This window comes from Flavobacterium sp. Root186 (assembly GCF_001428525.1).
Lineage (GTDB): Bacteria > Bacteroidota > Bacteroidia > Flavobacteriales > Flavobacteriaceae > Flavobacterium.
Map to the genome: position 1 here is coordinate 271,915 of NZ_LMHW01000001.1, position 26,438 is coordinate 298,352.

Below are 26,438 nucleotides of genomic sequence, written 5' to 3' on the forward strand. Positions count from 1 at the left end.
ATTTCTGAAACCTGCTTTGAGGTTAGTTTTGTTTTTTCACGCAGATTAACCAGATCTAACAGATTTTCTTTCTTCTTGAATTCTCCTATACATTCTTTCTTCTTGCTTCTTGCTTCTTGCTTCTTCGCTCTTTCTTCTATTTCTTCTCTTCTACACTCACTTTATTCAATAAAATCCAGGTTTCGTCTGGTTTTGCACCTTCAATTCCCGATTGGTATTTTTTCATTAGGACGTTCCATTGATCTACTTTTGGATTATTCTCAGTTGTTTTCGGATTTAGTTTATCCAGATTTTCTCCATTCGGAATACTGATCACTAATATTAATTGTCTGCCTTTTTTGAAAACCTGTAATTGCTGAAAATCGGCGTTACAGAAACCTTTTGCAACTTCTGGCCATTTTTCAAATTGCGTTTTGTGATACTCTACGTATTCTTTTTGCAATTTTTCATCGGCAGGAAGATTCGCTGTTAACACAATATTTTCCCAATCCGATGCTGGTTTTGAATCTTTACATCTTTCGAAATTTTGGAAATCATACACCAAATCTTCATAGATTTTAATTTCTAAAGAAGGGAAAGCGCCCGTCAGTTTTCGCTTTGTTCTTTCCGGCTGATTCATTTTTCCATAAATTATCAAATGATTTTTCCATTGGTACAATTCCTGACCTACAATTCTAAAACCAGTCAGCGTAGATTTGATTTTTTCGATATCGAAATTAGAACCAATCAGTTCAATTGCATACGGTTTTGGCATTTCCTGCAACCCCCATTTTTCATCGATTACGACTTCCTTTTCTAAATCTTTGTAAGGCGCTCTGATTCCAGCATTGTCTTTAATTTTAGAACTTACATACGGATCATTATGCTCCCAAATATTTCCTTTTGGACCATTATGATTTTTTAGGATTTTCTTTTCGGCAATCCAGTTGTTTTTAATCGTAAAACCTTCACTTCCTTCATCAGTATACAAATACAGCCATAAAAACGGATCGTGCGCATATGGACTATTATAAACCTTGTCGATATAGTTTTCTTCAATTCTGCTGCCAGGCTGTGCCGAAAGCGTATAAATTCCTGCCACATCATGTAAATGTTTCGCATAATGATGAATTTTATTTCCCAGAATTTTATTGTTCTGCATCACGTTTGGTGTGTGCGTCCATCCCCAGCCCATTGCCATTCCGGAATACGATACATCCGAAATTTCGTTGTGTTCAATGGTAATATTTCTAACAAAACCAGCGCTGATTCCAAGAGTTCCCCAATCTTCATTGGTTACATTGGTAATTAAATTATCTGAAATCATTTCATCAGAACACATTTCTCTTTCATCTTTTATAATTAAAGGTAAATGCGCTTCAAAAGCTTCTTCAGAGAAAATCCCAACGTTGATGGCACTTCCGCCAATATCCTTAAATAAATTTCCTTTTACGGTATTGTGATTCGTTCCCTTATTTAAATCTAAACCAGTCGAAGCCAAATGCTCAAAACGGCACGATTCAAACTGAATATTATTCGAGTAATTTACTTCAACAGCGGCGCGAGGTCTTCCCACCCAAGCCTGATTTTCTAAACTCGCCTGATTTGGCGTACCTGGAACTTTCAGTTTATAAGCATCTAACAAATATAAACCCGACTGCAACGGCACATGACCTTGCTGTGAAGGACGAAGCCAATTACTGTACTGAAACGAAATTCCTTTAAATTGAAAGTGATGCACCGGAGAATCGATTGTTCCTTTTACTTCAACCAGATTTTCTAAAACTGGAGCCGTAACGGTAACCGAATTAATTTCTTCTCCCGCTCTTGGAACATAATAAATCTTAGCATTTTTCTTATCCAAATACCATTCTCCAGGCTCATTTAAAAGCGAAAAAGCATTGTTTAAGAAATAAGCCGAATTTCCGTTGTTTTTAGAAATCCAAGGCGCTGGCCACGGATGTTCGCTTTGAATACGGCTTTCTGGTTCTTCAAATGAAAGTTTGGCGCTGTCTTTCTGCACTTCGATATTTTTGATTCGAAGATTAGCATTCGACCACCATTGTACAATAAACATTTCCATTCCCGGCTCAAACTTTACCGATTTATCTTTGAACGGAATCCAGCAAGTTTGTTCTTCATGATTCCACGATAAAATACGCTCCATCGTAGTTCCCGCAGTATTTTTCGCTCTTACGGCTTTTTTGCCATTTACCCATAATTGTCGGTAATCAATCAGGCTTCCTGCTTTTTTAGGAGCATCAGCCACCCAGACAGCACCTTTTTTAAGTCCGTTGATAACGGTTGTCGATTTTGTCCAGTTTTTAATTTCGATTCCACCACTTATGATTGGTCTTGCATTTACATCGGCTTCGATTGTTGTTGGACTGTCGGCAGTTCCTGAATCTTCAGGGCGAACAAACAACGGTTCGTTTAAATAATACGTTCCATTCATTACTATGATTCGAATTCCGTCTTTTATCGATGGGTCTTTTAAACGACGGAGTTCTCTGGCTTTTCGCATTGCCATGTTAACTGTTGCCAGCGGATTTGATTTTGTTCCGAGGTTCGAATCTTTTCCTGATGGTGAAACCCAAATTTCAGCTCCACTTGCCGAAAGTGTGAATACCATTAAAAAAACAACCAGTAATTTGTTGAAAGGAATTAAACGCATTATTTATAGTATTGATTTTTTTTCTTTAGATAAAATTACAAGACATTAATTTAAAGTACTATTAAATTTACATATAAATGTATTTTTAACACTTTTATAAAATAATTGGGACAATTTAGAAGAATATAAAATGACAAGCATCCTGTACCCTCCTGCAATATTGCCTTTAACACGGAATACTTTAAAATTTAATTTTTCATTATCTTCTGATTTCATAATTAGAAAAAGTTAAATTCACAAAAAAGATGTGATAAACTGGCAAAACTGTCATTTCCTATTATTTTTTTAATAGATTTGTGTAATCGATTACATTAAATGTTTCAAATTAAAAAACTGTAATTTTATTGAAAAAAATTGATGAATAAAAAATTCAATTTGATAATGAAGCGGTTTCCCGACTGTAAACTATAATACAATAAGAATGAAAACTAACCGAAATACCCTTTTATGTGTAGCTCTTGCCTCTTTTGCTTTGAGTTTCAATACAGTTTCTGCACAGAAATCTGCTGATACTTATAAAAACATTGAATTTAAAATGGCTGAAGTCAAAGAACCTGTTATTCCACAGAACAGCGTGAATTTAAAAGACTTTGGAGCTGTAAATGGCGGTTATGTTCTAAATACTAAGGCTTTCGCCGATGCTATTGATGCACTTTCTAAAAAAGGCGGAGGAAAATTAATTATTCCGCCAGGGATTTGGCTTACGGGTCCAATCATTCTAAAAAGCAATATTGAGCTTCACGCTCAAACTGGTGCACTGATCAAATTCTCTACAGATAAAACTTTATATCCAATTATAGAAACCAGTTTTGAAGGTTTAAATACCTGGCGCTGCATTTCTCCTATTTATGGTAAAAACCTTGAAAATATAGCTTTTACAGGAAATGGTGTTTGGGATGGTTCAGGCGAAGCTTGGAGACAAGTTAAAAAAAGCAAACTGACAGAAGAACAATGGAAGAAATTTGTAGATTCTGGCGGTGTTCTTAACGAAAAGAAAGACAGTTGGTATCCTTCTGAACAATATTTAAAAGGTGCTAAAGGTGCCGATCAAAATGTGCGTCATGATTTGAAAACTAAAGAAGATTTTGAGGCTATTCATGATTTTCTACGTCCGGTATTGGTTAGTATTCAAAACAGCAAAAGAGTACTATTTGACGGACCTGTTTTTCAAAATTCTCCTGCTTGGAATATTCATCCGTTAATGATTGAGGATTTAATTGTTCGAAATATAACAGTTCGTAATCCTTGGTTTTCTCAAAACGGTGACGGTCTTGATGTAGAATCCTGCAAAAATGTAGTAATAGAAAATTCAAGTTTTGATGTTGGTGACGATGCGATCTGTATCAAATCAGGAAAAGATAAAGACGGACGTGACAGAGGTGTTGCCTGCGAAAATATCATTGTAAAAAACAATATCGTGTATCATGGTCACGGCGGTGTTACCGTTGGAAGTGAAATGTCTGGAGGAGTAAAAAACCTGCATGTTTCCAACTGTACTTTCATGGGAACTGATGTTGGTCTTCGTTTTAAAAGTACGCGTGGGCGCGGCGGTGTTGTAGAAAATATTTTTATTTCTGATATTTTTATGACTGACATTCCGTCTCAGGCGATTTCTTTTGATTTGTATTACGGAGGAAAATCAATCGCAGAAACTTTAGCTGAAGGCGGAAATACGGTAAGTACAAAAGCGATTCCGGTAAACGAAGAAACACCTCAGTTTAAAAATATCGTGATCAAAAATATTACGATTGAAGGTGCGCAGCAGGCTGTATTTTTACAAGGTCTTCCTGAAATGAATTTAGAGAATATTGAAATTACAAATCTGATTGCCAAAGCTCAGAAAGGTTTTTCTATAATTGATGCTAATGGAATTAAAATCAGCAATGCAAAATTGGATATTGAGGCTAAAAATGCTTTTGAAATTTACAATGCGCAAAACCTTTCTTTGAAAAATATAGAGTTTAATTCTGGTTCTTCTAGCGCAATTACGATTAATGGTGAAGCGAGCAAGAATATTGATTTGAGTGGTTCTTCGGTAAATTTTTCTAAGACGACAATTATTGATAAAAATGTTCCTAAGAAGGCGGTTAAATTCTAATTTTTTATTGAACCTTATAAGTAATATAAGCTCAATTTAGCTGGTTCTTAAATAGTTCTCGCAAAGACGCCAAGTCGCAAAGTTTTATTTTCTTAGCGACTTGGCGTCTTTGCGAGATTCTTTATTCGTATTTATTAAATGAACTTATATCACTGATATGGTTTAGAAAAAAAACTAACTGTTTAGCTTATAAAACGAATTCGCATTCTCAAACCAAATCTTATTCTGTTCTTCAATAGAAAACTTTGAAATATAATCTTCTAAAGTTTTTACCACTTCATGATAATCAGAAGCTACATTTAAAACCGGCCAATCTGAACCGTACATCAGTTTATCAGTAGAAAAGTTTTCGAAAACAACATCCAAGTACGGTTTTAAATCTTCTGGTTTCCAGTTTTTCCAATCAGCTTCTGTAACCATTCCTGAGATTTTGCACCATACGTTGCTGAATTTTGCAATTTCTTCGATCCCTTTTTTCCAAGAATCAATGCTTCCTGATTTAATATCAGGTTTTGCAATATGATCGATCACAAACTTTTGGTTTGGAAAATCTTTTACCAAACTTATCGCAGCCGGTAATTGACGATGAAAAATCAGAATATCATACGTAAAATCAAACTCTTTTAAAGCCGAAATCCCGTTGCGAAAATCTTCTCTAAACATAAAATCATCAGCCTCTCCCTGCACAACATGTCGGAATCCTTTAATTATTTTATTCGAAGAAAAATGACGTAAATGTTCCGATATATTTTTATCCCGAAGATCAACCCAGCCTACGATTCCTTTTATAAAATCATTTTTAGAAGCTAAATCAACAAGGAAATTGGTTTCTTCTTCAGACTGACTTGCCTGAACCGCTACACAACCCGAAAACTTATTTTCTTTAAGCAAAGGTGATAAATCTTCCGGCAGGAAATCTCTTTGAATTACAGACATTGTTTCATCAATCCAATTATCTCTAATGGGATCAAATTTCCAAAAATGCTGATGAGAATCTATACGGTTATTCATTCTAAATTAGTTTACATCGTTAATTAAAGCACGATCTAAGTGTACGTAACCGCCATCCACAAAAACAAATTGTCCTGTCGTGTGCGAAGAACGATCAGAAATAATAAAAAGTGCCGTATCTGCTATTTCTTCTGTTTTAGTCATTCTGCCTTCAAACGGAATACTTTTGTTGATTTTCTTTAAAACGGTTTCTCCATCTGCTAATGTTTTAATCCAGTCTTCATATGCCGGAGTATAACTTTCAGCAATAATAATGGCGTTCGAACGAATTCCGAATTGAATTAAATCTACTGCCCATTCTCTTGTAAGTCCAAGAACCCCTCCTTTTGCAGCAGCGTAACCTGAAGTACCGCCCTGCCCTGTTAAAGCTACTTTTGAGCCAATATTTAAAATATTTCCTTTTGATTCTTTTAAATACGGAAGCGCATATTTAACTAACAAAAAGTAACTTACCACATTTAGTTTCAAAGAATCCATAAATTCTTCATAAGAAGCATCCAAACCTGCACCGTCATTTACACCAACATTGTTGATAACAGCATCGATTCTTCCGTATTTTGCCACGATTGTTTTTACAGCATTTTCGATTTCCACAGGATCAGTTACATCAGTCTGCACAAATAAAGAATCTATTCCTTTCTTTTGAAGATTTTCCGCGTAAGCGAAACCTCTTGCATTTCTGTCAACTAAAACCGGAATCGCACCTTCATCTGCAATTCGGTTAATGATTGTTTCTCCGATACTGCCTTCCTTTCCAGCCGAACCGGAAACGACAACAATCTTATTTTTTAAATTTAAATCCATTTTTGTGGTTATTTAAAGGTTTAGCAATAGCTATGTTTTTCTCATTTTTGTCATCCTGACGAAGAAAAGATCTTCGCAAGAAATTCCATCTAGAAATTCACCAATCTTTGTAGAGTTCTCGTGGAGATTCCTCGTTCCTCGGAATGACAAACTTTGGTGTAAAACTTTTATTTAATACATTCTTAATCTATCTCTATTAACGCTTTGATTACATTATTTTTCGGATCAATTAATTGTCCGAAATCAGTAATCATTTCTGAGAAACTTGTTCTGTGCGTAATGTATTTTTTAGGATCGATTTTGCCTTCTTTCAAACATTTCATTACATATTCAAAATCCTCGATAGTGGCATTTCGGCTGCTCATTAAAGTCGATTCTCTTTTGTGGAAATCAGGGTGACTAAAACTCAATTCCCCTTTTTGAAGCCCAACCAAAACAAATCTTCCGCCATGCGAAATATAGTTAAAAGCACTATTCATTACTTTTTGGTTTCCGGTTGCATCAATAACCACATTTGCCATGTCACCATTTGTCAATTCAGCTAATTTTTGAGCAACATCATCGTTTAACGGATTGATCGTTTCATCAGCATTTAGTTCGGTTTTACAGAAGTTTAATCGATAATCATTAATATCCATTACGATAACTTTAGCTCCTGCAATTTTAGCAAACTGAATTAATCCAATTCCAATTGGCCCTGCTCCCATTACCAAAACCGTATCAGTTGATTTAACAGCCGCTCTTCTTACTCCGTGCGCTGCAATAGCCAATGGTTCAACCAAAGCCAGTTCATCATAATCTAATCCCTGACCGTGAAGTAAATACTGTTCTGGAATCGAAACATATTCAGCCATTCCGCCGTCAATATGAACTCCGAAAACTTTAATATTTACACAGCAGTTTGTCAATCCGTTTCGGCACGCAACACAAGTTCCGCAGTTGAAATACGGGATAAAAGTTACTTTATCACCAGGTTTAAAACCTTCTGCATTTCCTTTTACATATTCTGCAGCCAGTTCGTGCCCTAAAATTCTAGGATATTCAAAATACGGCTGAGTTCCGCCAAAAGCATGAATATCAGTCCCGCAGATTCCGATTCTTTTAATTTTTAAAAGAACTTCACCTTCTTTTGGTTCCGGAATTTCTTTTTCTTTTAATTTAAATTCCTGCGGTTTTTCGCATACAATAAATTTCATCTTCAGTTTTGTTTTAGATTACTTTTGATATGCAACTGCAGTCTGTTTGCTTGTACCTAAACCCTCAATTCCAAGTTCTACAACATCGCCCGCTTTTAAGTAAATTGGATCTGGTTTAATACCCAGACCAACTCCCGGAGGTGTTCCTGTACTAATGATATCGCCAGGAAGCAAAGTCATAAACTGACTTAAATAATGTACTAAATAAGGAATTTTGAAAACTAAATTTAGCGTGTTGCTGTCTTGGTATTTTTTACCGTTTACGCTCAGCCACATCGATAAATTATCAACATCTTTTACTTCATCTTTCGTTGCCAAAAATGGACCAAGAGGCGCAAATGTATCACAGCCTTTTCCTTTTGCCCATTGTCCGCCGCGCTCGATTTGAAATTCTCTTTCGCTGTAATCATTCAATAAAGCATAACCTGCAACATAATCTAAAGCCTCTCCTTCTTCTACATAACTTGCTTTTTTACCTACAACAAATGCTAACTCCACTTCCCAGTCTGTTTTTACACTGTTTTTCGGAATAATTACATCATCGTCCGGACCGCATAAAGAAGTTGTTGATTTAAAAAAGATGATTGGCTCCGTTGGAATTGGTGCGCCAGTTTCTTTACAGTGATCCACATAATTTAATCCAATGCAGATTATTTTTGAAGGTCTCGCCACCGGAGATCCTAGACGTACACTGGCATCAACTTCTGGTAAAACCGGATTGCTTTCTAATGCTTTTTGTAATTTTTCTAAGCCATTTTCTTCAAAAAAGCTTTCGTTAAAGTCTGAAACGATAGAAGAAACATCATATCTTTTTTCATTAATTAAAACTCCTGGTTTTTCTTTTCCGATTTCTCCAAAACGTATTAATTTCATTTTTTTTTCTTTTTTTTTAAGGTTCTAAGTTACTAAGGTTCTGAGGTTCTAAGTTTTTTTCTTGTCCCTTAGTACTTTAGTAACTTTTCTAATTTATTTATAATTTTTGAGTTTGTGATCTTGATTGCCATCGGAATTGAACTACTAAATATTTTTCTAAAATCTAAAAACCTTAGAATCTCAGCCTCTCAGAACCTTAGCCCCTTTCTCAGTTATTTAACTTAATAAATCCCCCGTCGATTGGGTAATCGCATCCGGTGATAAATCCGGCTTCTTCGCTGCATAAATATAAAGCCAGGGCGGCAATTTCGTCCGGTTTTCCCATACGGCCGATTGGCTGTGATTTCGAAAGTTTTTCAAACATTTCTTCTTCTTTTCCAGCATAATTTTTAGAGATGAATCCGTCTACAAAAGGCGTGTGAACCCTTGCCGGAGAAATCGAATTACATCTGATATTTTCACTTAAATAATCTCTTGCTACAGATAAAGTCATAGCCATTACAGCTCCTTTTGCTGTAGAATAAGCAAATCTGTCTGAGATACCAACCCATGCCGCAATTGATGCCATATTTAAAATTACACCACCATTTGAAAGTCGGAATTGTGGAATCGCTGCAAACAAACAGTTGTAAACTCCTTTTACGTTTACGTCCATCACGCGGTCAAAATCAGCTTCAGAAGTAGTGTCTACTTTTCCAACATTAGCGATTCCTGCATTATTAATTAGAATATCAATGTTTCCTATTTTTTCAAAAGTCGCTTTTACATCAGCCTGACTGGAAACATTACACGCATACGAAAACACATTGCCTCCCGCATTTTTAATTTCGTCAACAGCATACTGTGCACTTTCAATAGATAAATCAATAATATGAACTTCTGCTCCTCGTTTGGCAAAAAGTACTGCGATAGCTCTTCCAATCCCGCTGCCGCCTCCTGTTATGACTGCTTTTTTACTTTGTAATGAAAACATTTTATTATAATTTAATATTTGAGAATCTTAATTAATTGAACCAATAGTACTTCTAATTTTATAAATGTAAAATACACAATTACAAATGTAATCGATTAAATATAAATTTGCATTTTATTTTTATACGAATATAATAAAATGATCATTCTTTAATAAATTATAACATTTTTTATTTGCTTTGTAAAAAAATATGCCTTGTTCAAAACTTTTGATAAAAAAATCAATGTAAAAAGTTACATTTTCTTGCTCAATTCAATCTTATTCCTAATTTTGTAATTGTATTTTTTACATTTATTATTTTCCATACACATAAATCAATACCAATGGCAGTATTAAAAGGCATAACGTGGAATCATACAAGAGGTTTATTACCAATGGTTGCAACGGCACAACGCTTTACCGAGTTAAATCCGGATATCGAAATTACCTGGGAGAAAAGAAGTTTACAAGAATTTGCAGATGCTTCTATAGAAGATTTAGCAAAACGATTTGATTTATTGGTAATCGACCATCCGTGGACAGGTTTTGGAGCACATACTAATGCTATCCTCCCGCTTTCGGATTATCTGTCTGCCGATTATATTAAAGATCAGGAAATAAATACTGTTGGTAAATCATACGGAAGTTATGTTTTCAGCAATAAATTATGGGCTTTGCCAATTGATGCTGCTACTCCGGTTGCTGCGGCACGTTTGGATATTTTAGAGAAAAAGGGACTTGAAGTACCTCAGACATACGACGATTTATTGGCTCTGGCCAAAAAAGGTTTAGTTGCCTTTGCCGGAATTCCGGTTGATGTTTTAATGAGCTTTTATATGTTTTGCTGCAGTTTAAGCGAAGCTCCGTTTCAGTCTGAAGAAAAAGTTATTTCTGTGGAAACAGGAAAAAAAGCTCTACAGATGTTTCGTGAATTGGCACAATTAATTGATCCGGCCAACTTTAACAGAAATCCAATTCAGGTGTATGAAGCGATGGTAAATTCAGGTGAAATTGGCTACTGCCCTTTTGCTTACGGATATTCTAATTATTCAAGAGCAGGATACAGCAAAAATCTACTTCATTTTTATGATTTGGTAAAACTGAATAATTCGCCTATGATAAGCTCTCTGGGCGGCACTGGATTAGCGGTTTCTTCTTTCAGCAAACACATTCCGGAAGCGATTCGTTATGCTGAATTCACGGGATCGTCTCAAGTACAGCAGAATATTTTTGCTGATAACGGAGGGCAGCCGGGACATTTACAAGCCTGGAAAAACGACCGAATCAATGCTATAACAAACAATTATTTCAAAAATACTTTACCGGCTTTAGAAAGAGCTTTTTTAAGACCCAGATATTCCGGACATATGTATTTTCAGGATCATGCAGGCGATGTGGTTCGTGATTATCTAATAAATGGCGGCGACGAAGAACTGGTTTTAGATGCATTGAATGGGCTTTATGCTAAATCTTTAAAATTGCAAAATTTATGAAACCATTAGAAGGGCTAATTGTATTAGAGTTCTGCCAGTTTTTGGCGGGTCCTTCTGCCGGATTAAAGTTAGCCGATTTAGGTGCGAGAGTTATTAAAATAGAGCGTCCTGTAAAAGGTGAAGCCTGCAGACAATTAAGTATCAAAGATTTATTTGTGGATGACAGTAGTCTTTTGTTCCATACAATTAACAGAAATAAAGAATCGTTTGCAGCCGATTTAAAAAATCCTGACGATCTGGTCTTAATTAAAAAACTAATCGAAAAGGCTGATATTATGACACATAATTTCAGACCGGGTGTGATGGAAAAAATCGGGTTAGATTATAACGCAACGCTTACCATAAATCCGAAGATTATATACGGAATCATAACAGGTTACGGTGATAAAGGCCCTTGGGCAAAAAAACCGGGACAGGATTTACTTTTGCAGTCACTTTCGGGTTTGAGCTGGCTGAGCGGTAGAAAAAGTCAGGGACCCGTTCCGTTTGGTCTGGCTGTAGCCGATTTAATGTGCGGGAATCATTTCGTACAGGGAATTTTAGCTGCTTTACTGAAAAGGGCCAAAACCGGAAAAGGCGTTTTGGTAGAAGTAAGTTTATTGGAATCGATTCTGGATGTTCAGTTTGAAGCGATTACCTCTTTCTTAAACGATGGTGGACAACAGCCTGAACGAGGTGATATAAAAGGAAGTGCACACGCCTTTTTGAGTGCGCCTTACGGAGTTTACAAAACACAAGACGATTATATTTCGCTGGCAATGGGCGATTTAATTTTCATAGGAAATACGCTTGGAGTCGACTTAAAAAATTATGCTGATAAACATCTTTGGTTTAAAAAAAGAGACGAAATCAGAATCCTTTTAGCCGATAAATTAGCCGAAAAAAAAGCAGATTACTGGTTAGAATTACTTCAAAAACAAGGTATTTGGGCTGGAAAAGTTCTCAATTACGAAACTTTAGACCAGCAGCCTTTTGTAAATGAATTACAATTAAAACAAACTGTAAAAAATTCAGACGGCAAAACTTTAATTACAACCAGAAGTCCGATTCAGCTTGACGGTCAAATTTTAAGCAGTACAAAAGCAGCTCCAAAAGTGGGCGAAGATAATTTAGAAATACACGAACAATTTTTAAACGAGTAGAATGAAACCCTTAGAAGATTATTTAATAGTAGACTTTAGTCAGTTTCTTTCGGGTCCGTCAGCGAGTCTTCGCTTGGCCGATTTAGGCGCACGCGTTATAAAAATTGAAAAACCGGGAACTGGCGATATTTGTAGAACCTTATATACTTCTGACTTAATCATGAACGGTGAATCGTCTGTTTTTCATACCATAAACAGAAATAAAGAATCATTTGCCATTGATTTTAAACAGCCGGAAGAACTTCAAAAATTAAAAAAAATATTAGCCAAAGCCGATGTTGTTATGCATAATTTCAGACCAGGCGTTATGGAACGCATTGGTTTAAGTTATGACGATGTAAAAGCGATAAACCCAACTGTGGTTTATGCTTCGATTTCAGGTTTTGGAAATCATCCTGAACTTAAAGATTTACCGGGACAGGACTTGTTATTACAATCTGTAACGGCTTTGACCTGGCTGAGCGGTAATCAGGGAGACGGTCCGGTGCCAATGGGATTGTCAATAGTTGATATGCTTGCGGGCGCACATTTAGCACAAGGAATTTTAGCAGCTTTATACCGAAAAGCAACACAAAATGTTGGCGGAACGGTTCAGGTGAGCATGCTGGAATCTGCTTTTGATTTTCAGTTTGAAACTATTACAACTTTCTTTAATGATGGCGGCGAATTGCCAGTTCGAACTAAAACTAATAATGCTCACGCATACTTAGGCGCACCGTACGGAATTTACCAGACTAAAAACGGTTATCTCGCTTTGGCAATGGGATCGATTCCGGTTTTGGCTTCATTGCTGAAATGTGATGCACTTTTACAATTTCCTGAAAATAAATTCACACTTCGAGACGAAATAAAAAATATTCTGGCTTCACACTTATTAACACAGGAAACACAATTTTGGCTGGATATTTTAGAACCGGCTGATATTTGGTGCGCCGGAGTTTTAAACTACGAACAGCTTTTCAAAGAAGAGGGTTTTAAAGTTTTAGAATTTACACAGCAGGTTGAAATGCTTGACGGCTATTCGTATAAAACTACAAGATGCCCAATAAAAATTGATGGCGAATATTTTACCTCTGGTAAAGGTTCTCCAAAATTAGGACAAGATAACGAGCGAATTATAAAAGAATTTATAGCATAGATATGGAGAAATTTAGAATCGCTGTTAGAAAATTTTCTCCTTTTGAAAGTACGCTGCAAAAGCTGTGGGATCTATTTTGTTTAAAAAACAATATTCAGATTGAGGTTGAAATGGTACCCCTGGAACTGCACGATCTTTATGAAGAAACCATCACCAATAAAGGTTTAAAAAACGGAAAATGGGATATTGCGCACTTAAATACCGATTGGATATTTGATGCTGCGAATGAAAAAGCGGTTCTCGATTTAAGCTCTTTTATCAATCAAAACCCGCCGCAGGATTATCCTGAAGGCTGGCATCAATCGCTATTAAATCTACAGCAGATTAATGGTGGCATTTACGGACTTCCATTTCACGACGGACCGGAATGTCTGATTTACAGAAAAGATTTATTTGAAGATTTATCCGAAAAAGAAAACTTTAAGAAACAATTTGGTTACGAATTGTTCCCTCCAAAAACCTGGGAGCAATTCACCCAAATTGCAGCATTTTTTAATCGGCCGGAAAGCAATTTATTTGGATGTGTTTTTGCCAATTATCCTGACGGTCATAATATGGTTTTCGATTTCTGTCTGCAGTTATGGACGCGCGGAGGATCTCTTTTAGACCCTCAAAACAAAATAAATATCAATCATAATCAAGCAATTGAAGCTTTAGATTATTATAGAAAAATCGTTAACAATACACACGCGGTTCATCCGGGTTCGAAGAATTTTGGTTCTGTTGAAGCTGGAATGGCTTTCGCCGAAGGACAAGCCGCAATGGCAATCAATTGGTTTGGATTTGCCTCGATGTGTGAAGTAATTGAAGAATCGAAAGTAAAAGGCAAAGTGGATATTACCGAATTACCGCACGATGAAAACCACAAAACGGCTTCATTAAATGTGTATTGGCTTTATACAATTGGCATTGGAAGTAAAAATAAAGCACTTGCCTATGATTTTTTACGATTTGCAGTAACAGCTGAAAGCGATAAATTATTGACAACTGAAGGCGGAATTGGATGCAGAAAATCAACTTGGAATAATGCCGAAATCAACAAAACGATTCCGTATTATCATAAACTTGAAATCCTCCATGAAAATGCTTTGACTTTACCACAAACACCCATTTGGCCGAAAGTGACAGAATTGATAGATAAAATGGTTTTAAAAGCGATTGAAACGGATATTTCGTCGAAAACACTTTTAGAAGAAACACAGCAAAATATTGAAAAAATAACGAATTGACCTTAAAATAGTTAACAAAATGAATATTCCATATAAACCTCTACTGCCCGAAACCAAACAGCCCATTATCATCATTGGCGCAAGCGGTATTGTAAAAGATGCCCACTTACCCGCTTATAAAATGGCCGGTTTTACGGTTTTTGGTATTACCAACAGAACGATTGCAAAAGCACATGATTTAGCCAAAGAATTTAAGATTGAGCATGTTTTTGAAAATGTTGCCGATGCGGTTAAAAATGCGCCTTCAAATGCCGTTTACGATATTACGGTTTTGCCCGATCAATATATCGAAATCTTAGAGCAATTACCCGACGGCGCTGCTGTTTTGATTCAGAAACCAATGGGAAATGATTTGGCTCAAGCCAGAGAAATTGTACAAGTCTGCGAAAGAAAAAACCTTGTTGCTGCCATCAATTTCCAACTTCGATTTTCACCTTTTGTCAGCGCTGCGAGATATTTAATTAATGAAGGATTACTTGGCGATTTATACGATTTTGAATTTAAAGTTACGGTAAATACGCCGTGGGAATTGTTTCCACTGATTAAGGAACATCCCAGATTAGAAATTCTTTTTCACAGCGTTCACTATATCGATTGCATTCGCTCGTTTCTGGGAAATCCGAAAAGTGTGATGGCGAAAACAGCTAAACATCCGCTTAAAAAATTATCCTCAAGCCGTTCTACTATCATTTTAGATTATGGCGAAGATAAGCATGTGGTCATCAATACGAATCACGATCATCACTTTGGTCCAAATCACGAAGAAAGTTATATTAAATGGGAAGGCACAAAAGGAGCGATCAAAGCCAAAATGGGATTGTTAATGAATTATCCTGATGGACTTCCTGACATTTTTGAATACGCTATTGAGAATGAAAAAGGCCAATACGAATGGAAAAAAATAGATTTAGAAGGTTCTTGGTTTCCAGAAGCTTTCATTGGAACTATGTCTAATCTAATGCGCTTTAAAGAAGGTTCAGATTCTAAATTACTGGCAAGTGTTCAGGATGTTTTAGATACCATGAAAGTGGTTGAAGCGTGTTACATCAGCAATAACAACGGAGGAATTATAATTTAAGTCTTAAAGTCAAAAGTCGAAAGTCTTAAAGTTTCGTTTATTAAACTTTACAGCTTTCAATTTTTGACTTTAGACTTTGGACTTTACAACTTTACGACTAAATATTTATGTATTTCAAATCAACATTTTTCGAAGACTATCTCCTTAACGATAAAAGAGTTACATTAGGCAGAACAATTACAGAAACGGATTTTGTAGTTCATGCCGGACACACGGGAGATTTTTTCCCGCACCACATGGATGAGGAATGGTGTAAAACACAGCCATTCGGGCAGCGTATTGCGCACGGAACTATGGTTTTTGCTATCGGTATCGGACTAACTGCTTCTGAAATAAACCCGGAAGCTTTTTCAAGAGGATACGATAAAATGCGATTCGTAAAACCAGTTCACATTGGCGATACGATCCATTCTGAGATTACCATTTCTGAAAAAGGTGAAGCAAAAAATCCAGAAATGGGAACCGTAACAGAACACGTCGAAATCATCAACCAAAGAGGTGAAGTGGTTTTGGTATGTGATCATTTATTACTGGTTAAGAAAAGGGACTAAGATGCTAAGGTGCTAAGATTCTAAGGTTTAAAAAAATTGTGCTTTAGGGCTCTTTGATGTCAAAAAGTAAAACTTAGAATCTTAGCACCTTAGAACCTTAGCACCTCGAAAATAAAAATAAAAAAACTATCTATCTAATGCAAGTAACAAACCAAACAGGCGATCTACACGAAGTGCCGACTGAAGGCGGAAAAACAAACTATCTTCTGCCATTTATTTTAATTACCAGCTTGTTTTTCCTTTGGGGAATGGCACATAATCTGGATTCTATTTTAATTCCGCATTTAAAAAAGGCGTGTGAATTAAACAACCGCCAATCGACATTGATTGATACTTCGGTGTTTTTTGCTTATTTTATAATGGCGATTCCGGCAGGAATGCTCATTAAACGATTTGGTTATAAAAACAGCATCATTACCGGATTATTGGTTTTTGCTGCGGGAGCATTTTTATTTGTACCCGCTGCAAATTCAAGAACTTATGAATTGTTTTTATTCGCTTTGTTTGTTATTGGCTGCGGATTAACAATTTTAGAAACAAGTGCCAATCCATATGCTGCGATTTTGGGCCCTGCTGAATCTTCTTCTAAAAGATTGAATTTAGCGGCTTCTTTCAACGGATTAGCGGCTATGGTGGCTCCAATTGTGGGTTCGTTATTCATCTTATCAGGAAAAAATCATACTCCACAACAAATGGCCGCAATGCCCGAAGCTGAGAAAGCAACGTATTTATTAGGCGAAGCAGCAGCCGTAAAAATGCCATATATCATTTTAGGAAGTGTATTGGTTTTGGTGGCAATCATATTTTACTTCATGCATTTGCCTTCGATGAAACCACAACATACCGAAGCTGAAATAAAACCGGGATTTTTCTCTGTTTTAAAATTCCGTCATTTAAGCTGGGCAGTTGTGGCGCAGTTTTTTTATGTTGGCGCACAGGTTTGTATCACGAGTTTCTTTATTAGAATTGCACAACAAGGTGCACATTTAGACGAAAAAACAGCAGGATATTATCTTGGTGTTTACGGTTTCTTGTTTATGGCGGGGCGTTTTATTGGTACTTTCTTCCTGAAGTTTGTAAAAGATTATGTCTTACTTTCGATTTACTGTGGTGCCAGTATTGTACTTTGTTTATTAGCCATTTACGGAACCGGAATTGTGGTTATTTATGCACTTGGCGGAATCGGATTTTTTATGTCAATTATGTTTCCAACGATTTTCTCTTTAGGATTGGTTGGCTTAAAATCGAATACTGAAACGGGTTCTTCATGGCTTGTAATGTCAATTGTAGGCGGTGCGATTCTTCCGTACGGAATGGGAACTTTAATTGATATGAAACACGATGATATTCAGTCTGGATATATTATTCCGCTTTTATGTTTTGTGATTATTTTATCGTTTGGTTTATATGGGCATAAGGTAAAGACTTTGAAATAAGATTTTAGATTTTAGATTTTAGATTTTAGATTTTAGATTTTAGATTTTAGATTTTAGATTTTAGATTTTAGATTTTAGATTTTAGATTTTAGATTTTTTAGATTTTAGATTTTAGATTTTAGATTTTAGATTTTAGATTCATAAAAAAACGCCTCATTCTGAGGCGTTTTTTAGTCATGTTTATTTAATTAATGGCGATCATTGTGGGAGTGATCGTGGTCTTTTTTTGACTCTTTTTTAGAGTTATTTTTATTATCGTGTTTGTGCTCACCTTTAGGTTTGTTGTACTTTTCTGGTTTTGGCCCTCTATTTTTTTGAGGTTTTCCATGATAACCTTTCGGATAATTGGCTCTGTGTTTTGTATGATAAGTATACGGAGCATCTCCTCTATAATTGGTTAAAACAACTTTGTAACCTGAATACAAATCATATTGTCTGTATCTTGAAGGAAGCCTTTTAGCACGAAGCCATTTTCCGCTGTTGTCGTAAATAAACACACTTTGGTTTACATCATAATACACATCGATGTCTGGCAAATAATAATACCTGTCGTTATCGTAACCTTCTGGTCCCCAACTTGGAGGTGTTCCAATATTAACATTGACGGATACCTGCGCATGGGCAAAAAATACACTCATAAATAATACTGAGGCGAATACTAATTTTTTCATGATTTTGAGTTTTAAATATTAATTTTAGTAGATATTAATCTAAAGTAGTGCCAATATTTACGTTTACCTCATTCATTATACAAAATCGTTAAAACAATCGACGAAGAGTGCTTTTCAGCCGACATACATGTTAAATTTAAAACGCCCCATTTCTGAGGCGTTTTAGTCATGTTTCAATTTAATTTAATGGCGGATATACTAATATTTTTAACCAATCAAAAATATACTCTTTTTTTTACATTAAATTATCTTTTAGACCAAGGTTCGAATTTTAACGACGAACGTAATGTTAAATTGAAACAATTTTATTTCCAGCCTCCTCCCAAAGCTCTGTATAAGTTCACAACGGCTTGTAATTTCTGTAAATTATCGTTGATTCCGCTTAACTGCGCTGCTAAAAGGTTTTGTTCAGAAGTTAATACATCTGTATAGTTAGTTGCAGAGCTGTATTCTAAAAGCTGCTGTGTAAAATCGACTGCTTTTTCTAAGGCTACAATTTGTTTTTGTCTCGAGTCTTCTTTTTCAACAGCCATTTGATACGCATACAAAGCATTTGAAACTTCCTGACCTGCCTTTAAAAGACTTTGCTGGAAATTATTGTATGCCTGCAATTGCTGCGACTGTGCTGTTGTCAGCCTCAATTTGTTTTTACCCTGATTAAAAATGGGCTGTGTTAATCCTCCAATAATCGAATAAAAAATAGAATTACTAAAGAAATCTTTTAATTCTAAATTCGAAAAACCTCCGCTTGCCGTAAGCGTTAAACTTGGATAAAAATACGTTTTAGCCAAATTTGTAGACTCGAAAGCAACTCTGAAATTAAACTCGGCCTGACGAACATCAGGGCGATTTTGTAATAACTGCGAAGGCATTCCAATTGCAATATTCTCCGGAATAATCTGCGTTCCTAATTCTCCTCTGTCAATTGGCCCGGGAGCTTGTCCTAATAAGATATTCAAAGCGTTTTCGGTTTCACGAATACTTTGTTTCAAATCCGGAATCAAAACCTCTGCCGCATGCTGATTGGCTTCACTCTGTACAACCGCCGCACCGGTAACAATAGCGCCTTCTTTTAAATCCTTAATTGTCGCTACATTTTTAATACGGCTTTCTAATGTTTCCTGAGTAATTTTTAACGATTTATCATAAGCCAGCAACATAAAATAATTATTCGCAATATCAGAAATCAGTTGTGTCTGTACCGCTTGTTTCGCAGCATCTGTTGCTAAATAATTCGCCAAAGCTGCTCTTTTAGAACTGCTTAATTTCCCCCAGATATCAGCTTCCCAAGACGTACTTAAACCTAATTTATAAGTTGTAGTTAACGTATTGATGTTGATTCCCGCCGGAAAGTTAAGTCCAGCTTCTGACTGCTTAGTATGCGTTGCATTGGCATCCAATTGCAATGTTGGATAATAGGCTAATTTACTTTGACGAAGTGAAGCTTGTGCCTGTATGATATTCTCAATAGCATTTTTCAAATTAAGGTTATTGTTTAATCCTTTTTGAATTAATGCATTCAGTTTTTCATCTTTAAAAACGCTCTGCCACGGCATATCTGCAATCGTAGTCGAATCGGCGGAAGCCTCATCACGATACAGTTTATCTGTCGAGAGTGTTGTTGGGCGTTCGTACTTTTTGGTAATCGAGCACGCACTTAAAAGTGCGGCTGCAATTACCATAAGAATATATTTATTTGAACTATTAGTCATCTCTGTTTTAATTTAATTTTACTCTTTGTGAGCTTCTATTAACTGAATTTCCTCGTCATCATCTTCGTCATCATAACCATCTTTAGCAGGTCCGCTCACTTTTTCTTGTAAAGTCTGGAAAATGATAAACAGAACCGGAATAACAAATACTCCTAAAATGGTTCCAATTAACATCCCTCCTACAGCTCCTGTACCAATCGATTTGTTCCCCACAGCTCCTGCTCCGGTAGCAAACATTAACGGAACAAGTCCTAAAATAAAGGCGAAAGAAGTCATTAAAATTGGTCGTAAACGTGCCACAGCACCTTCAATTGCGGCTTGTACAATTGGCAGACCTTTTCGTCTTCTGTCCAAAGCAAATTCAACAATCAAAATACCGTTCTTGGCCAAAAGTCCAATTAACATGATTAGGGAAATCTGCAGATAAATATTACTGTTCAGTTTAAAAATAATCGAGAATAAATACGCTCCTGCTAATCCAAACGGAATCGAGAATAATACCGCAAATGGTAAAATATAACTTTCGTATTGTGCACTCAGTAAGAAATAAACAAAAACCAAACACAAAATAAAAATGAAAATCGTTTCACTTCCAGATGCTAATTCCTCACGTGTTAATCCTGAAAATTCATATCCATAACCTGCCGGAAGATTTTCTGCTGCCACTTCCTGAATCGCTTTAATCGCATCTCCTGAGCTAAATCCAGGATTTGGTGCTCCCGTAATAGCAATAGAAGAGAAAAGGTTAAATCTCGAAATAGATTCCGGTCCAAAAACTCTGGTCATTTTTACAAACTCCGTAATTGGAGCCATGTTTCCGGCACTGTTTCTAATAAAGATTTTATTCAGTCCTTCTGTATTCGTACGGAATTCCGGAGAAGCCTGAATCATAACACGGTATTGTTTTCCGAATTTATTAAAGTTCGAAGCATACAATCCGCCATAATATCCCTGCATCGTTGATAAAATCGAATTTATCGAAACTCCTGCATCTTTGGCTTTTGCCAAATTAATATCCATCATATATTGAGGAAAACCAGGATTAAACGGCGTTGTTGCGTATTGTATTTCCGGACGTTTTGATAACTTTTCTAAGAACTCCGTATTCACTTTAAAAAATTCTGCAGTCGTGTGTCCGCCTTTATCCTGAAGCTGGAATTCAAACCCGCCACTTTGTCCAAAACCCTGAATCGTTGGTGGTGAAATAAAGAAAATATTAGCTTCGCGAATGCCGCTGGTTTTGGCAAAAAGCTGACCGATAACATCATTTACACTTAAATCACGCTGGTCCCAAGGATACAATTTTACAATAACCATACTATAAGCACTTCCCGCTCCGGCTGTAAAGTTCTGCCCCACAATACGAAGCGTATTTTTTACTCCCGGAATAGTCTTCGCAATACTGTCTACTTTCTTAGCGATTACATCAGAACGTTCCATCGAAGCGGAAGGCGGTAAACTAATATTGGCAAAAACAGTTCCCTGATCTTCTGCAGGAACGAAAGCAGATGGTGTGGTTTTCATCATATAAAACAATGAACCTCCGGCAATAAGAATAGCCGCCAGTACAATCCATTTTTTAACTGAAAGGAAACTTACAGAACGCTTGTATCTTTCGGTTACATTCTCAAATGCAACATTAAACGAAGTATAAAATCTTTGCAGATAGCTTTTATGTTTATGATCGTCTGCGTGTGGTTTTAAAAGCAAAGCACACAAAGCCGGACTCAAAGTCAAAGCGTTTACTGCTGAAAGAATAATCGCAACGGCCAGCGTGATACCAAATTGTTTGTAGAAAACCCCTGTTGATCCATTGATGAAAGTTACCGGAATAAATACCGCTGCCATTACCAAAGTAATCGAAATGATCGCTCCCGAAATTTCGCTCATTGCATCAATTGTAGCTTTCTTAGCCGATTTATAACCGTGATCCAGTTTGGCATGCACCGCCTCGACGACCACAATCGCATCATCGACCACAATACCAATCGCAAGAACCATCGCAAAAAGTGTCAATAAGTTAATCGTAAATCCGAATAAACTCAGGAAGAAGAATGTTCCCACAATAGCAACCGGAACCGCAATTGCCGGAATTAAAGTGGATCTAAAATCCTGAAGAAAAATAAATACTACGATGAAAACCAATATAAAAGCTTCGATCAAAGTATGAATTACTTTTTCAATAGAGGCATCCAGATTTTCGTTAACGTCAACCAGAATTGTATATTTTACTCCTTTTGGAAAACTCTTTGCCGCTTCTTCAATCAACTTTTTAGAGTTGTTGATTACATCACGTGCATTTGATCCCGGAGTCTGGCTGATCGCCATCGCTGCCGATTCTACACCGTTTGTTTTAATAGTTGAAGCATAACTTAAAGAACCTAACTCAACTTTAGCCACATCTTTAAGTCGGAGCATTTGTCCGTTTCCTACTGATTTTATAACAATATCTTCAAATTCCTGAGCACTTGTTAAACGTCCTTTGTATTTAATTACATATTGAAACGCCTGATTTCCGTTTTCACCAAATTTACCTGGTGCGGCTTCGATATTCTGTTCTGCTAAAGCAGCCGAAATATCACTCGGAATCAATTTGTATTGTTGCATTACATCTGGTTTCAGCCAGATTCTCATCGAATAATCTTTGGCACCAAAAACGGTTACATCTCCTACTCCAACTACACGCTGAATTTGCGGTACAAGGTTGATCTTCGCATAATTTTGAAGAAACGTCTGATCGTAAGCTTTATCTTCACTGTATAAAGAGAAAATTAATAAGTTACTACTCTGGCTTTTGGTTACTGTAACCCCAGCCTGAGTTACCTCTACAGGCAGTAAACTTGTTGCTCTGGAAACCCTGTTTTGAACGTTTACCGCTGCTAAATCAGGATTTGTTCCCACTTTAAAGAAGATTTTGATAGAAGCATTTCCATCGTTTGTTGCTGTAGAAGTCATGTATGTCATGTTTTCTACACCATTAATTTGCTCTTCAAGCGGAATTACAATACTTTTTAATACCACATCTGCATTGGCACCCGTATAACTTGCCGATACGTTTACCGTTGGCGGCGCAATATCCGGATATTGAGAGATAGGTAACTCAATTAGGCCCAAAACACCTAAAATGACAATAATAACAGATATTACCGTCGAGAGTACAGGTCTTTGTATAAATTTTTTAAACATTTCTTTTATTTTAAATCGGCGTATACTGTTTCTGCTTTTTGATTTTGAGCTTTAATCTCGCTTCCTTCTTTTAAAGCAGCAACTCCTTCTAATACAATTTCGTCACCTGCTTTTAAACCGCTTGTTACTACATAATAATTATTAGTTGTATTTTCAAGTACCGTGATATTGACATTTTTAGTTTTATTGTCTTTTCCTAAAACTACTGCGAATATTTTATCCTGAAGCTCAAATGTTGCGCTTTGAGGAACTATGATTACATCTTTAACGTCATTTGGAATTCTAACTGTTGTGCTGCTTCCGCTTCTGATAATTCCTTTTGGGTTCGGAAAACGAGCTCTTATATTTACTGTTCCGGTTTCGGTATTAATTAATCCGTTTACGGTTTCTATTTTCCCTTTTTGATCGTATGCAGAACCATCTGAAAGCAATAAAGAAACTGCCGGAAGGCTTTTGATTTTTTGATTTAATGAAGCTCCTGAATCTTTAGTAAAATTCAAAAGCACTTTTTCATTCATTGCAAAATAAGCATAAACATTCCCAATGCTTGAAACTGTGGTTAAAGGTTCTGTTGTATTAGAACTTACCAAACTTCCTAAACGAAACGGGATTGAACCTACAACGCCGTCAACCGGACTTGTTACGGTTGTATATCCTAAATTGGTTTTAGCATTTACCAAAGCGGCATTTGCCTGAGCTAAAGAAGCTACAGCAGATTCATAAGTATATTGTGCCGATTCTAAATCGTATTTACTTATAATTCCTTTTTCAACCAATGGCTTTACTTTATTTACTGCTAATTTTGCAGAACTTAAATCGGCCTGAGCACTTTTAATACTTGCTGATGCCGTACGAACCTGTTGCTCATATTCTGGTGCGCTGATTTTAAATAATGGCTGCCCTGCTTTTACAACTGCTCCTTCATCAACAAAAATTTTATCGATGTATCCTTCAACCCTAGGTCGGATTTCTATATTCTGCTGTCCTTGAATACTGGCAGGATAATCGCTGTTTAATGTAGCAGATTCCGGCTGTAAAGTCAGCGTTTTATACTCTTTAACCTGCGGTGCGCCTCCGGCCTGAGCCGATTTATCATTTTTACCGCAAGATGCGATAATAACTGATGCTGCGAGAATGCTTAAAAATGATTGCTTATTCATTTGAAATAATATCTAATTATCGATTATATGCCAACAAAAGAAATAAAATATAACACGCAAAAATTTTGAAATAGACGGAGAGCAAATGACAATCGATAAAGATAGCCTGACACACGATGGGATTTTTAAAAAATTAAACAAGCGTTTAGTTTTTAAACTCGTCGGTTCAAAAATGGTTTTTAAGGGCTGTAATTCTCTTTTTAGCGATTGGTTCAAAATTGCATTCAAATAAACAGTAATATTGCCAAAAAGATAAAATTCGAAATGGCATCAAAAGTATACAAATCTTATTATTTTACCGGACTTCATATCTTGAGCTGGGTATTATTGGGATTTATCATGTTGTTTTACATGCCTTTAACCTGGAATGTAATTCTTCCGGGTGTTTTTTGGCTTTGGCAGATGATTGTATTGGTTTTACTAATCATTATTTTTTATTCTAATGCCAAAATCATAGTTCCAAAAACCATTATAAAAGACAATACTTCTCCGTTTTTGGTTTGGGCTTTTCTTACGGTTTTTGCCATGCAGGTTATTGCTTATTTTTATACTTCTCAAACTGATCTTCATAACAAAATCAGTTTAGTATTAGGGTTTAAAAAATACCGAAATCCGTATTTTGACAATTATGTTTTAATGCTCACTTTACTGGTTTTAGGAATCAGCACGAGCTGGGCGATGTTACAGCATTGGCAGAAAGCCGCACAGCACAAACAAAAACTGGAGCAGGATAAAACGATGGCCGAACTGGCAATGCTGAAAGCGCAGATTAATCCGCACTTTTTCTTTAATTCCCTAAACAGTATTTATTCGCTGACGTATACCAATATTGAAGATTCCAGAAATGCGCTTCATACTTTAAGCCGAATGATGCGTTACCTGCTGTACAGCACAGAAGAAAGAACAACTTTGCTCAAAGAAGCCGACTTTATGAAAGATTTTATCGCATTGATGAAACTTCGTGCGAACAAAAAATTAACGATTACAACCAACATTCCGGAAAAGATACACGATTACCCAATTGTTCCGATGTTATTACTACCTTTAGTAGAAAATGCTTTTAAACATGGTATTCATGCTACGGATAAAAGTGAAATTTATATTTCGCTGAGACAAGACGGAAGCAATCTTGAATTTGAAGTAAAAAACACGTATTTCGAAAAAACATCAACAACTGATGAAGGCGGAATTGGTTTAACGAATACGAAACGCAGACTCCATTTAATTTACCCGAACAAACATTCGCTGACCGCCAGCATTGCTAAAGACGGAATGTACGATGTAAAACTGCAAATAAACTTAGAGTAATGACAGTATTAAAATGTATAGCAGTAGATGATGAACCCCTCGCATTAAGACTTGTCGAAACTTTTATCGAACAGACTCCCTTTTTACAATTAACGGCAAGCTGTGATAATGCTGTTGAAGCGATGAGTTTAATCAGAGAGAAACAGCCTGATCTTGTTTTTCTGGATATCAATATGCCCAATTTAACCGGAATGGAACTGGCCAGACTCTTGCAGGAACAGCCGGGCCAGGTGCCCAAAATCGTTTTTACAACGGCTTACAATCATTATGCGATTGAAGGTTATAAAGTAAATGCTGTTGATTATCTTTTAAAACCTTTTAGTTATGAAGAATTTCTTCGAGCTGCCAATAAAGTATTGCAAATAACCGAAGAGGCTTCAAATAACTTTCAGACCGTTGCAGCTGATGACGAATTTATTTTCTTAAAAGTAGAATACCAATGGGTTCGAATTCCGCTCAAAGAAATTTTATATATCGAAAGTTTAAAAGATTATGTAAAAGTACATCTTGATGATTCTCAAAAAGGAGTGCTTTCGCTGATATCGTTAAAGGCTTTAGAAGAAAAATTACCATCAGCAAAATTTATGCGTGTTCATCGTTCGTTTATCGTTGCTCTTGACAAAATAAACGCCATTACCAAGAATTCAATTTTCATTGGCAAAACTGAAATTACTGTGGGCGAACAATATAAAGAAACGTTTAAAACTATTGTCGATAAATGGCTGAAATAACATTGAAAATTAAAAT

Annotated in this window: 20 protein-coding genes; 10 read left to right on the forward strand and 10 right to left on the reverse strand. The window is 36.2% G+C overall.

From position 1 onward, the window contains the following. Positions 1–136: 136 nt before the first annotated feature. On the reverse strand, positions 137–2,653 hold the full coding sequence (locus ASD98_RS00960) for a right-handed parallel beta-helix repeat-containing protein (protein WP_056198824.1): 2,517 nt from the start codon (positions 2,651–2,653) through the stop codon (positions 137–139). A gap of 421 nt (positions 2,654–3,074) precedes the next feature. On the opposite strand from ASD98_RS00960, the gene ASD98_RS00965 reads away from it, so the two are divergent. Then, positions 3,075–4,751, forward strand: coding sequence for a glycoside hydrolase family 28 protein (locus ASD98_RS00965; protein WP_056198826.1), 1,677 nt, complete (start codon positions 3,075–3,077; stop codon positions 4,749–4,751). 174 nt (positions 4,752–4,925) lie between these two features. On the opposite strand, the gene ASD98_RS00970 is transcribed toward ASD98_RS00965, so the two are convergent. The 5 genes from ASD98_RS00970 to ASD98_RS00990 form a co-directional block, all read right to left on the reverse strand. Next, the gene (locus tag ASD98_RS00970; RefSeq protein ID WP_056198828.1) at positions 4,926–5,762 is read right to left on the reverse strand and encodes an amidohydrolase; all 837 of its coding nucleotides are present in this window, start codon (positions 5,760–5,762) and stop codon (positions 4,926–4,928) included. 6 nt (positions 5,763–5,768) lie between these two features. After that, positions 5,769–6,566, reverse strand: a complete 798-nt coding sequence (locus tag ASD98_RS00975; RefSeq protein ID WP_056198831.1) for an SDR family oxidoreductase — start codon at positions 6,564–6,566, stop codon at positions 5,769–5,771. 182 nt (positions 6,567–6,748) lie between these two features. Then, entirely contained in the window at positions 6,749–7,762 is a 1,014-nt protein-coding gene (locus ASD98_RS00980; protein ID WP_056198835.1) for a zinc-binding alcohol dehydrogenase family protein, read from the reverse strand. 18 nt (positions 7,763–7,780) lie between these two features. After that, the gene (locus ASD98_RS00985; RefSeq protein WP_056198837.1) at positions 7,781–8,635 is read right to left on the reverse strand and encodes a fumarylacetoacetate hydrolase family protein; all 855 of its coding nucleotides are present in this window, start codon (positions 8,633–8,635) and stop codon (positions 7,781–7,783) included. A 208-nt stretch (positions 8,636–8,843) separates the two neighbouring features. Further along, positions 8,844–9,608, reverse strand: coding sequence for an SDR family NAD(P)-dependent oxidoreductase (locus ASD98_RS00990; protein WP_056198839.1), 765 nt, complete (start codon positions 9,606–9,608; stop codon positions 8,844–8,846). A gap of 323 nt (positions 9,609–9,931) precedes the next feature. On the opposite strand from ASD98_RS00990, the gene ASD98_RS00995 reads away from it, so the two are divergent. The 7 genes from ASD98_RS00995 to fucP all read left to right on the forward strand — a co-directional run bounded on the left by ASD98_RS00995 (position 9,932) and on the right by fucP (position 17,654). Then, positions 9,932–11,080 (forward strand): ABC transporter substrate-binding protein, encoded by a 1,149-nt coding sequence (locus tag ASD98_RS00995; RefSeq protein WP_056198842.1) that lies wholly within the window; start codon positions 9,932–9,934, stop codon positions 11,078–11,080. Continuing rightward, complete coding sequence (locus ASD98_RS01000) at positions 11,077–12,222, forward strand: CaiB/BaiF CoA-transferase family protein (RefSeq protein WP_056198846.1); 1,146 nt, start codon at positions 11,077–11,079, stop codon at positions 12,220–12,222. The genes ASD98_RS00995 and ASD98_RS01000 overlap by 4 nt, the downstream gene beginning before the upstream one ends. Position 12,223: 1 nt before the next feature. Further along, complete coding sequence (locus tag ASD98_RS01005; RefSeq protein ID WP_056198849.1) at positions 12,224–13,360, forward strand: CaiB/BaiF CoA-transferase family protein; 1,137 nt, start codon at positions 12,224–12,226, stop codon at positions 13,358–13,360. Positions 13,361–13,362: 2 nt separating this feature from the next. Then, a complete protein-coding gene (locus tag ASD98_RS01010; protein WP_056198852.1) occupies positions 13,363–14,589 on the forward strand; it encodes a sugar ABC transporter substrate-binding protein in 1,227 nt (408 codons plus the stop codon). 19 nt (positions 14,590–14,608) lie between these two features. Then, positions 14,609–15,667 (forward strand): Gfo/Idh/MocA family protein, encoded by a 1,059-nt coding sequence (locus tag ASD98_RS01015; protein ID WP_056198857.1) that lies wholly within the window; start codon positions 14,609–14,611, stop codon positions 15,665–15,667. A 107-nt stretch (positions 15,668–15,774) separates the two neighbouring features. Next, positions 15,775–16,218, forward strand: coding sequence for a MaoC/PaaZ C-terminal domain-containing protein (locus tag ASD98_RS01020; RefSeq protein WP_056198860.1), 444 nt, complete (start codon positions 15,775–15,777; stop codon positions 16,216–16,218). 137 nt (positions 16,219–16,355) lie between these two features. Continuing rightward, positions 16,356–17,654, forward strand: coding sequence for an L-fucose:H+ symporter permease (gene fucP, locus ASD98_RS01025; protein WP_056198863.1), 1,299 nt, complete (start codon positions 16,356–16,358; stop codon positions 17,652–17,654). Between the two features lie 188 nt (positions 17,655–17,842). On the opposite strand, the gene ASD98_RS01030 is transcribed toward fucP, so the two are convergent. From ASD98_RS01030 to ASD98_RS01045, 4 genes are all read right to left on the reverse strand, one after another. Further along, positions 17,843–18,325, reverse strand: coding sequence for a hypothetical protein (locus ASD98_RS01030; protein WP_056198865.1), 483 nt, complete (start codon positions 18,323–18,325; stop codon positions 17,843–17,845). A 305-nt stretch (positions 18,326–18,630) separates the two neighbouring features. Beyond that, positions 18,631–20,037, reverse strand: a complete 1,407-nt coding sequence (locus ASD98_RS01035; protein ID WP_056198868.1) for an efflux transporter outer membrane subunit — start codon at positions 20,035–20,037, stop codon at positions 18,631–18,633. Positions 20,038–20,055: 18 nt separating this feature from the next. Next, positions 20,056–23,223, reverse strand: a complete 3,168-nt coding sequence (locus ASD98_RS01040) for an efflux RND transporter permease subunit (protein ID WP_056198871.1) — start codon at positions 23,221–23,223, stop codon at positions 20,056–20,058. A gap of 5 nt (positions 23,224–23,228) precedes the next feature. Continuing rightward, positions 23,229–24,383 (reverse strand): efflux RND transporter periplasmic adaptor subunit, encoded by a 1,155-nt coding sequence (locus ASD98_RS01045; RefSeq protein ID WP_056198874.1) that lies wholly within the window; start codon positions 24,381–24,383, stop codon positions 23,229–23,231. A gap of 264 nt (positions 24,384–24,647) precedes the next feature. Here ASD98_RS01045 and ASD98_RS01050 point away from each other — a divergent pair, with 264 nt between their 5' ends. Both ASD98_RS01050 and ASD98_RS01055 read left to right on the forward strand, forming a co-directional pair. Continuing rightward, the gene (locus ASD98_RS01050) at positions 24,648–25,691 is read left to right on the forward strand and encodes a sensor histidine kinase (RefSeq protein ID WP_056199617.1); all 1,044 of its coding nucleotides are present in this window, start codon (positions 24,648–24,650) and stop codon (positions 25,689–25,691) included. Next, positions 25,691–26,422, forward strand: coding sequence for a LytTR family DNA-binding domain-containing protein (locus ASD98_RS01055; protein WP_056198877.1), 732 nt, complete (start codon positions 25,691–25,693; stop codon positions 26,420–26,422). The genes ASD98_RS01050 and ASD98_RS01055 overlap by 1 nt, the downstream gene beginning before the upstream one ends. The last annotated feature ends 16 nt before the right edge of the window (positions 26,423–26,438 follow it).

Bases quoted from the DNA above. Each gene is read 5' to 3' on its own strand.
- ASD98_RS00960 (WP_056198824.1), bottom strand. From the start codon at position 2,653: ATGCGTTTAATTCCTTTCAACAAATTACTGGTTGTTTTTTTAATGGTA.
- ASD98_RS00965 (WP_056198826.1), top strand. From the start codon at position 3,075: ATGAAAACTAACCGAAATACCCTTTTATGTGTAGCTCTTGCCTCTTTT.
- ASD98_RS00970 (WP_056198828.1), bottom strand. From the start codon at position 5,762: ATGAATAACCGTATAGATTCTCATCAGCATTTTTGGAAATTTGATCCC.
- ASD98_RS00975 (WP_056198831.1), bottom strand. From the start codon at position 6,566: ATGGATTTAAATTTAAAAAATAAGATTGTTGTCGTTTCCGGTTCGGCT.
- ASD98_RS00980 (WP_056198835.1), bottom strand. From the start codon at position 7,762: ATGAAATTTATTGTATGCGAAAAACCGCAGGAATTTAAATTAAAAGAA.
- ASD98_RS00985 (WP_056198837.1), bottom strand. From the start codon at position 8,635: ATGAAATTAATACGTTTTGGAGAAATCGGAAAAGAAAAACCAGGAGTT.
- ASD98_RS00990 (WP_056198839.1), bottom strand. From the start codon at position 9,608: ATGTTTTCATTACAAAGTAAAAAAGCAGTCATAACAGGAGGCGGCAGC.
- ASD98_RS00995 (WP_056198842.1), top strand. From the start codon at position 9,932: ATGGCAGTATTAAAAGGCATAACGTGGAATCATACAAGAGGTTTATTA.
- ASD98_RS01000 (WP_056198846.1), top strand. From the start codon at position 11,077: ATGAAACCATTAGAAGGGCTAATTGTATTAGAGTTCTGCCAGTTTTTG.
- ASD98_RS01005 (WP_056198849.1), top strand. From the start codon at position 12,224: ATGAAACCCTTAGAAGATTATTTAATAGTAGACTTTAGTCAGTTTCTT.
- ASD98_RS01010 (WP_056198852.1), top strand. From the start codon at position 13,363: ATGGAGAAATTTAGAATCGCTGTTAGAAAATTTTCTCCTTTTGAAAGT.
- ASD98_RS01015 (WP_056198857.1), top strand. From the start codon at position 14,609: ATGAATATTCCATATAAACCTCTACTGCCCGAAACCAAACAGCCCATT.
- ASD98_RS01020 (WP_056198860.1), top strand. From the start codon at position 15,775: ATGTATTTCAAATCAACATTTTTCGAAGACTATCTCCTTAACGATAAA.
- fucP (WP_056198863.1), top strand. From the start codon at position 16,356: ATGCAAGTAACAAACCAAACAGGCGATCTACACGAAGTGCCGACTGAA.
- ASD98_RS01030 (WP_056198865.1), bottom strand. From the start codon at position 18,325: ATGAAAAAATTAGTATTCGCCTCAGTATTATTTATGAGTGTATTTTTT.
- ASD98_RS01035 (WP_056198868.1), bottom strand. From the start codon at position 20,037: ATGACTAATAGTTCAAATAAATATATTCTTATGGTAATTGCAGCCGCA.
- ASD98_RS01040 (WP_056198871.1), bottom strand. From the start codon at position 23,223: ATGTTTAAAAAATTTATACAAAGACCTGTACTCTCGACGGTAATATCT.
- ASD98_RS01045 (WP_056198874.1), bottom strand. From the start codon at position 24,383: ATGAATAAGCAATCATTTTTAAGCATTCTCGCAGCATCAGTTATTATC.
- ASD98_RS01050 (WP_056199617.1), top strand. From the start codon at position 24,648: ATGGCATCAAAAGTATACAAATCTTATTATTTTACCGGACTTCATATC.
- ASD98_RS01055 (WP_056198877.1), top strand. From the start codon at position 25,691: ATGACAGTATTAAAATGTATAGCAGTAGATGATGAACCCCTCGCATTA.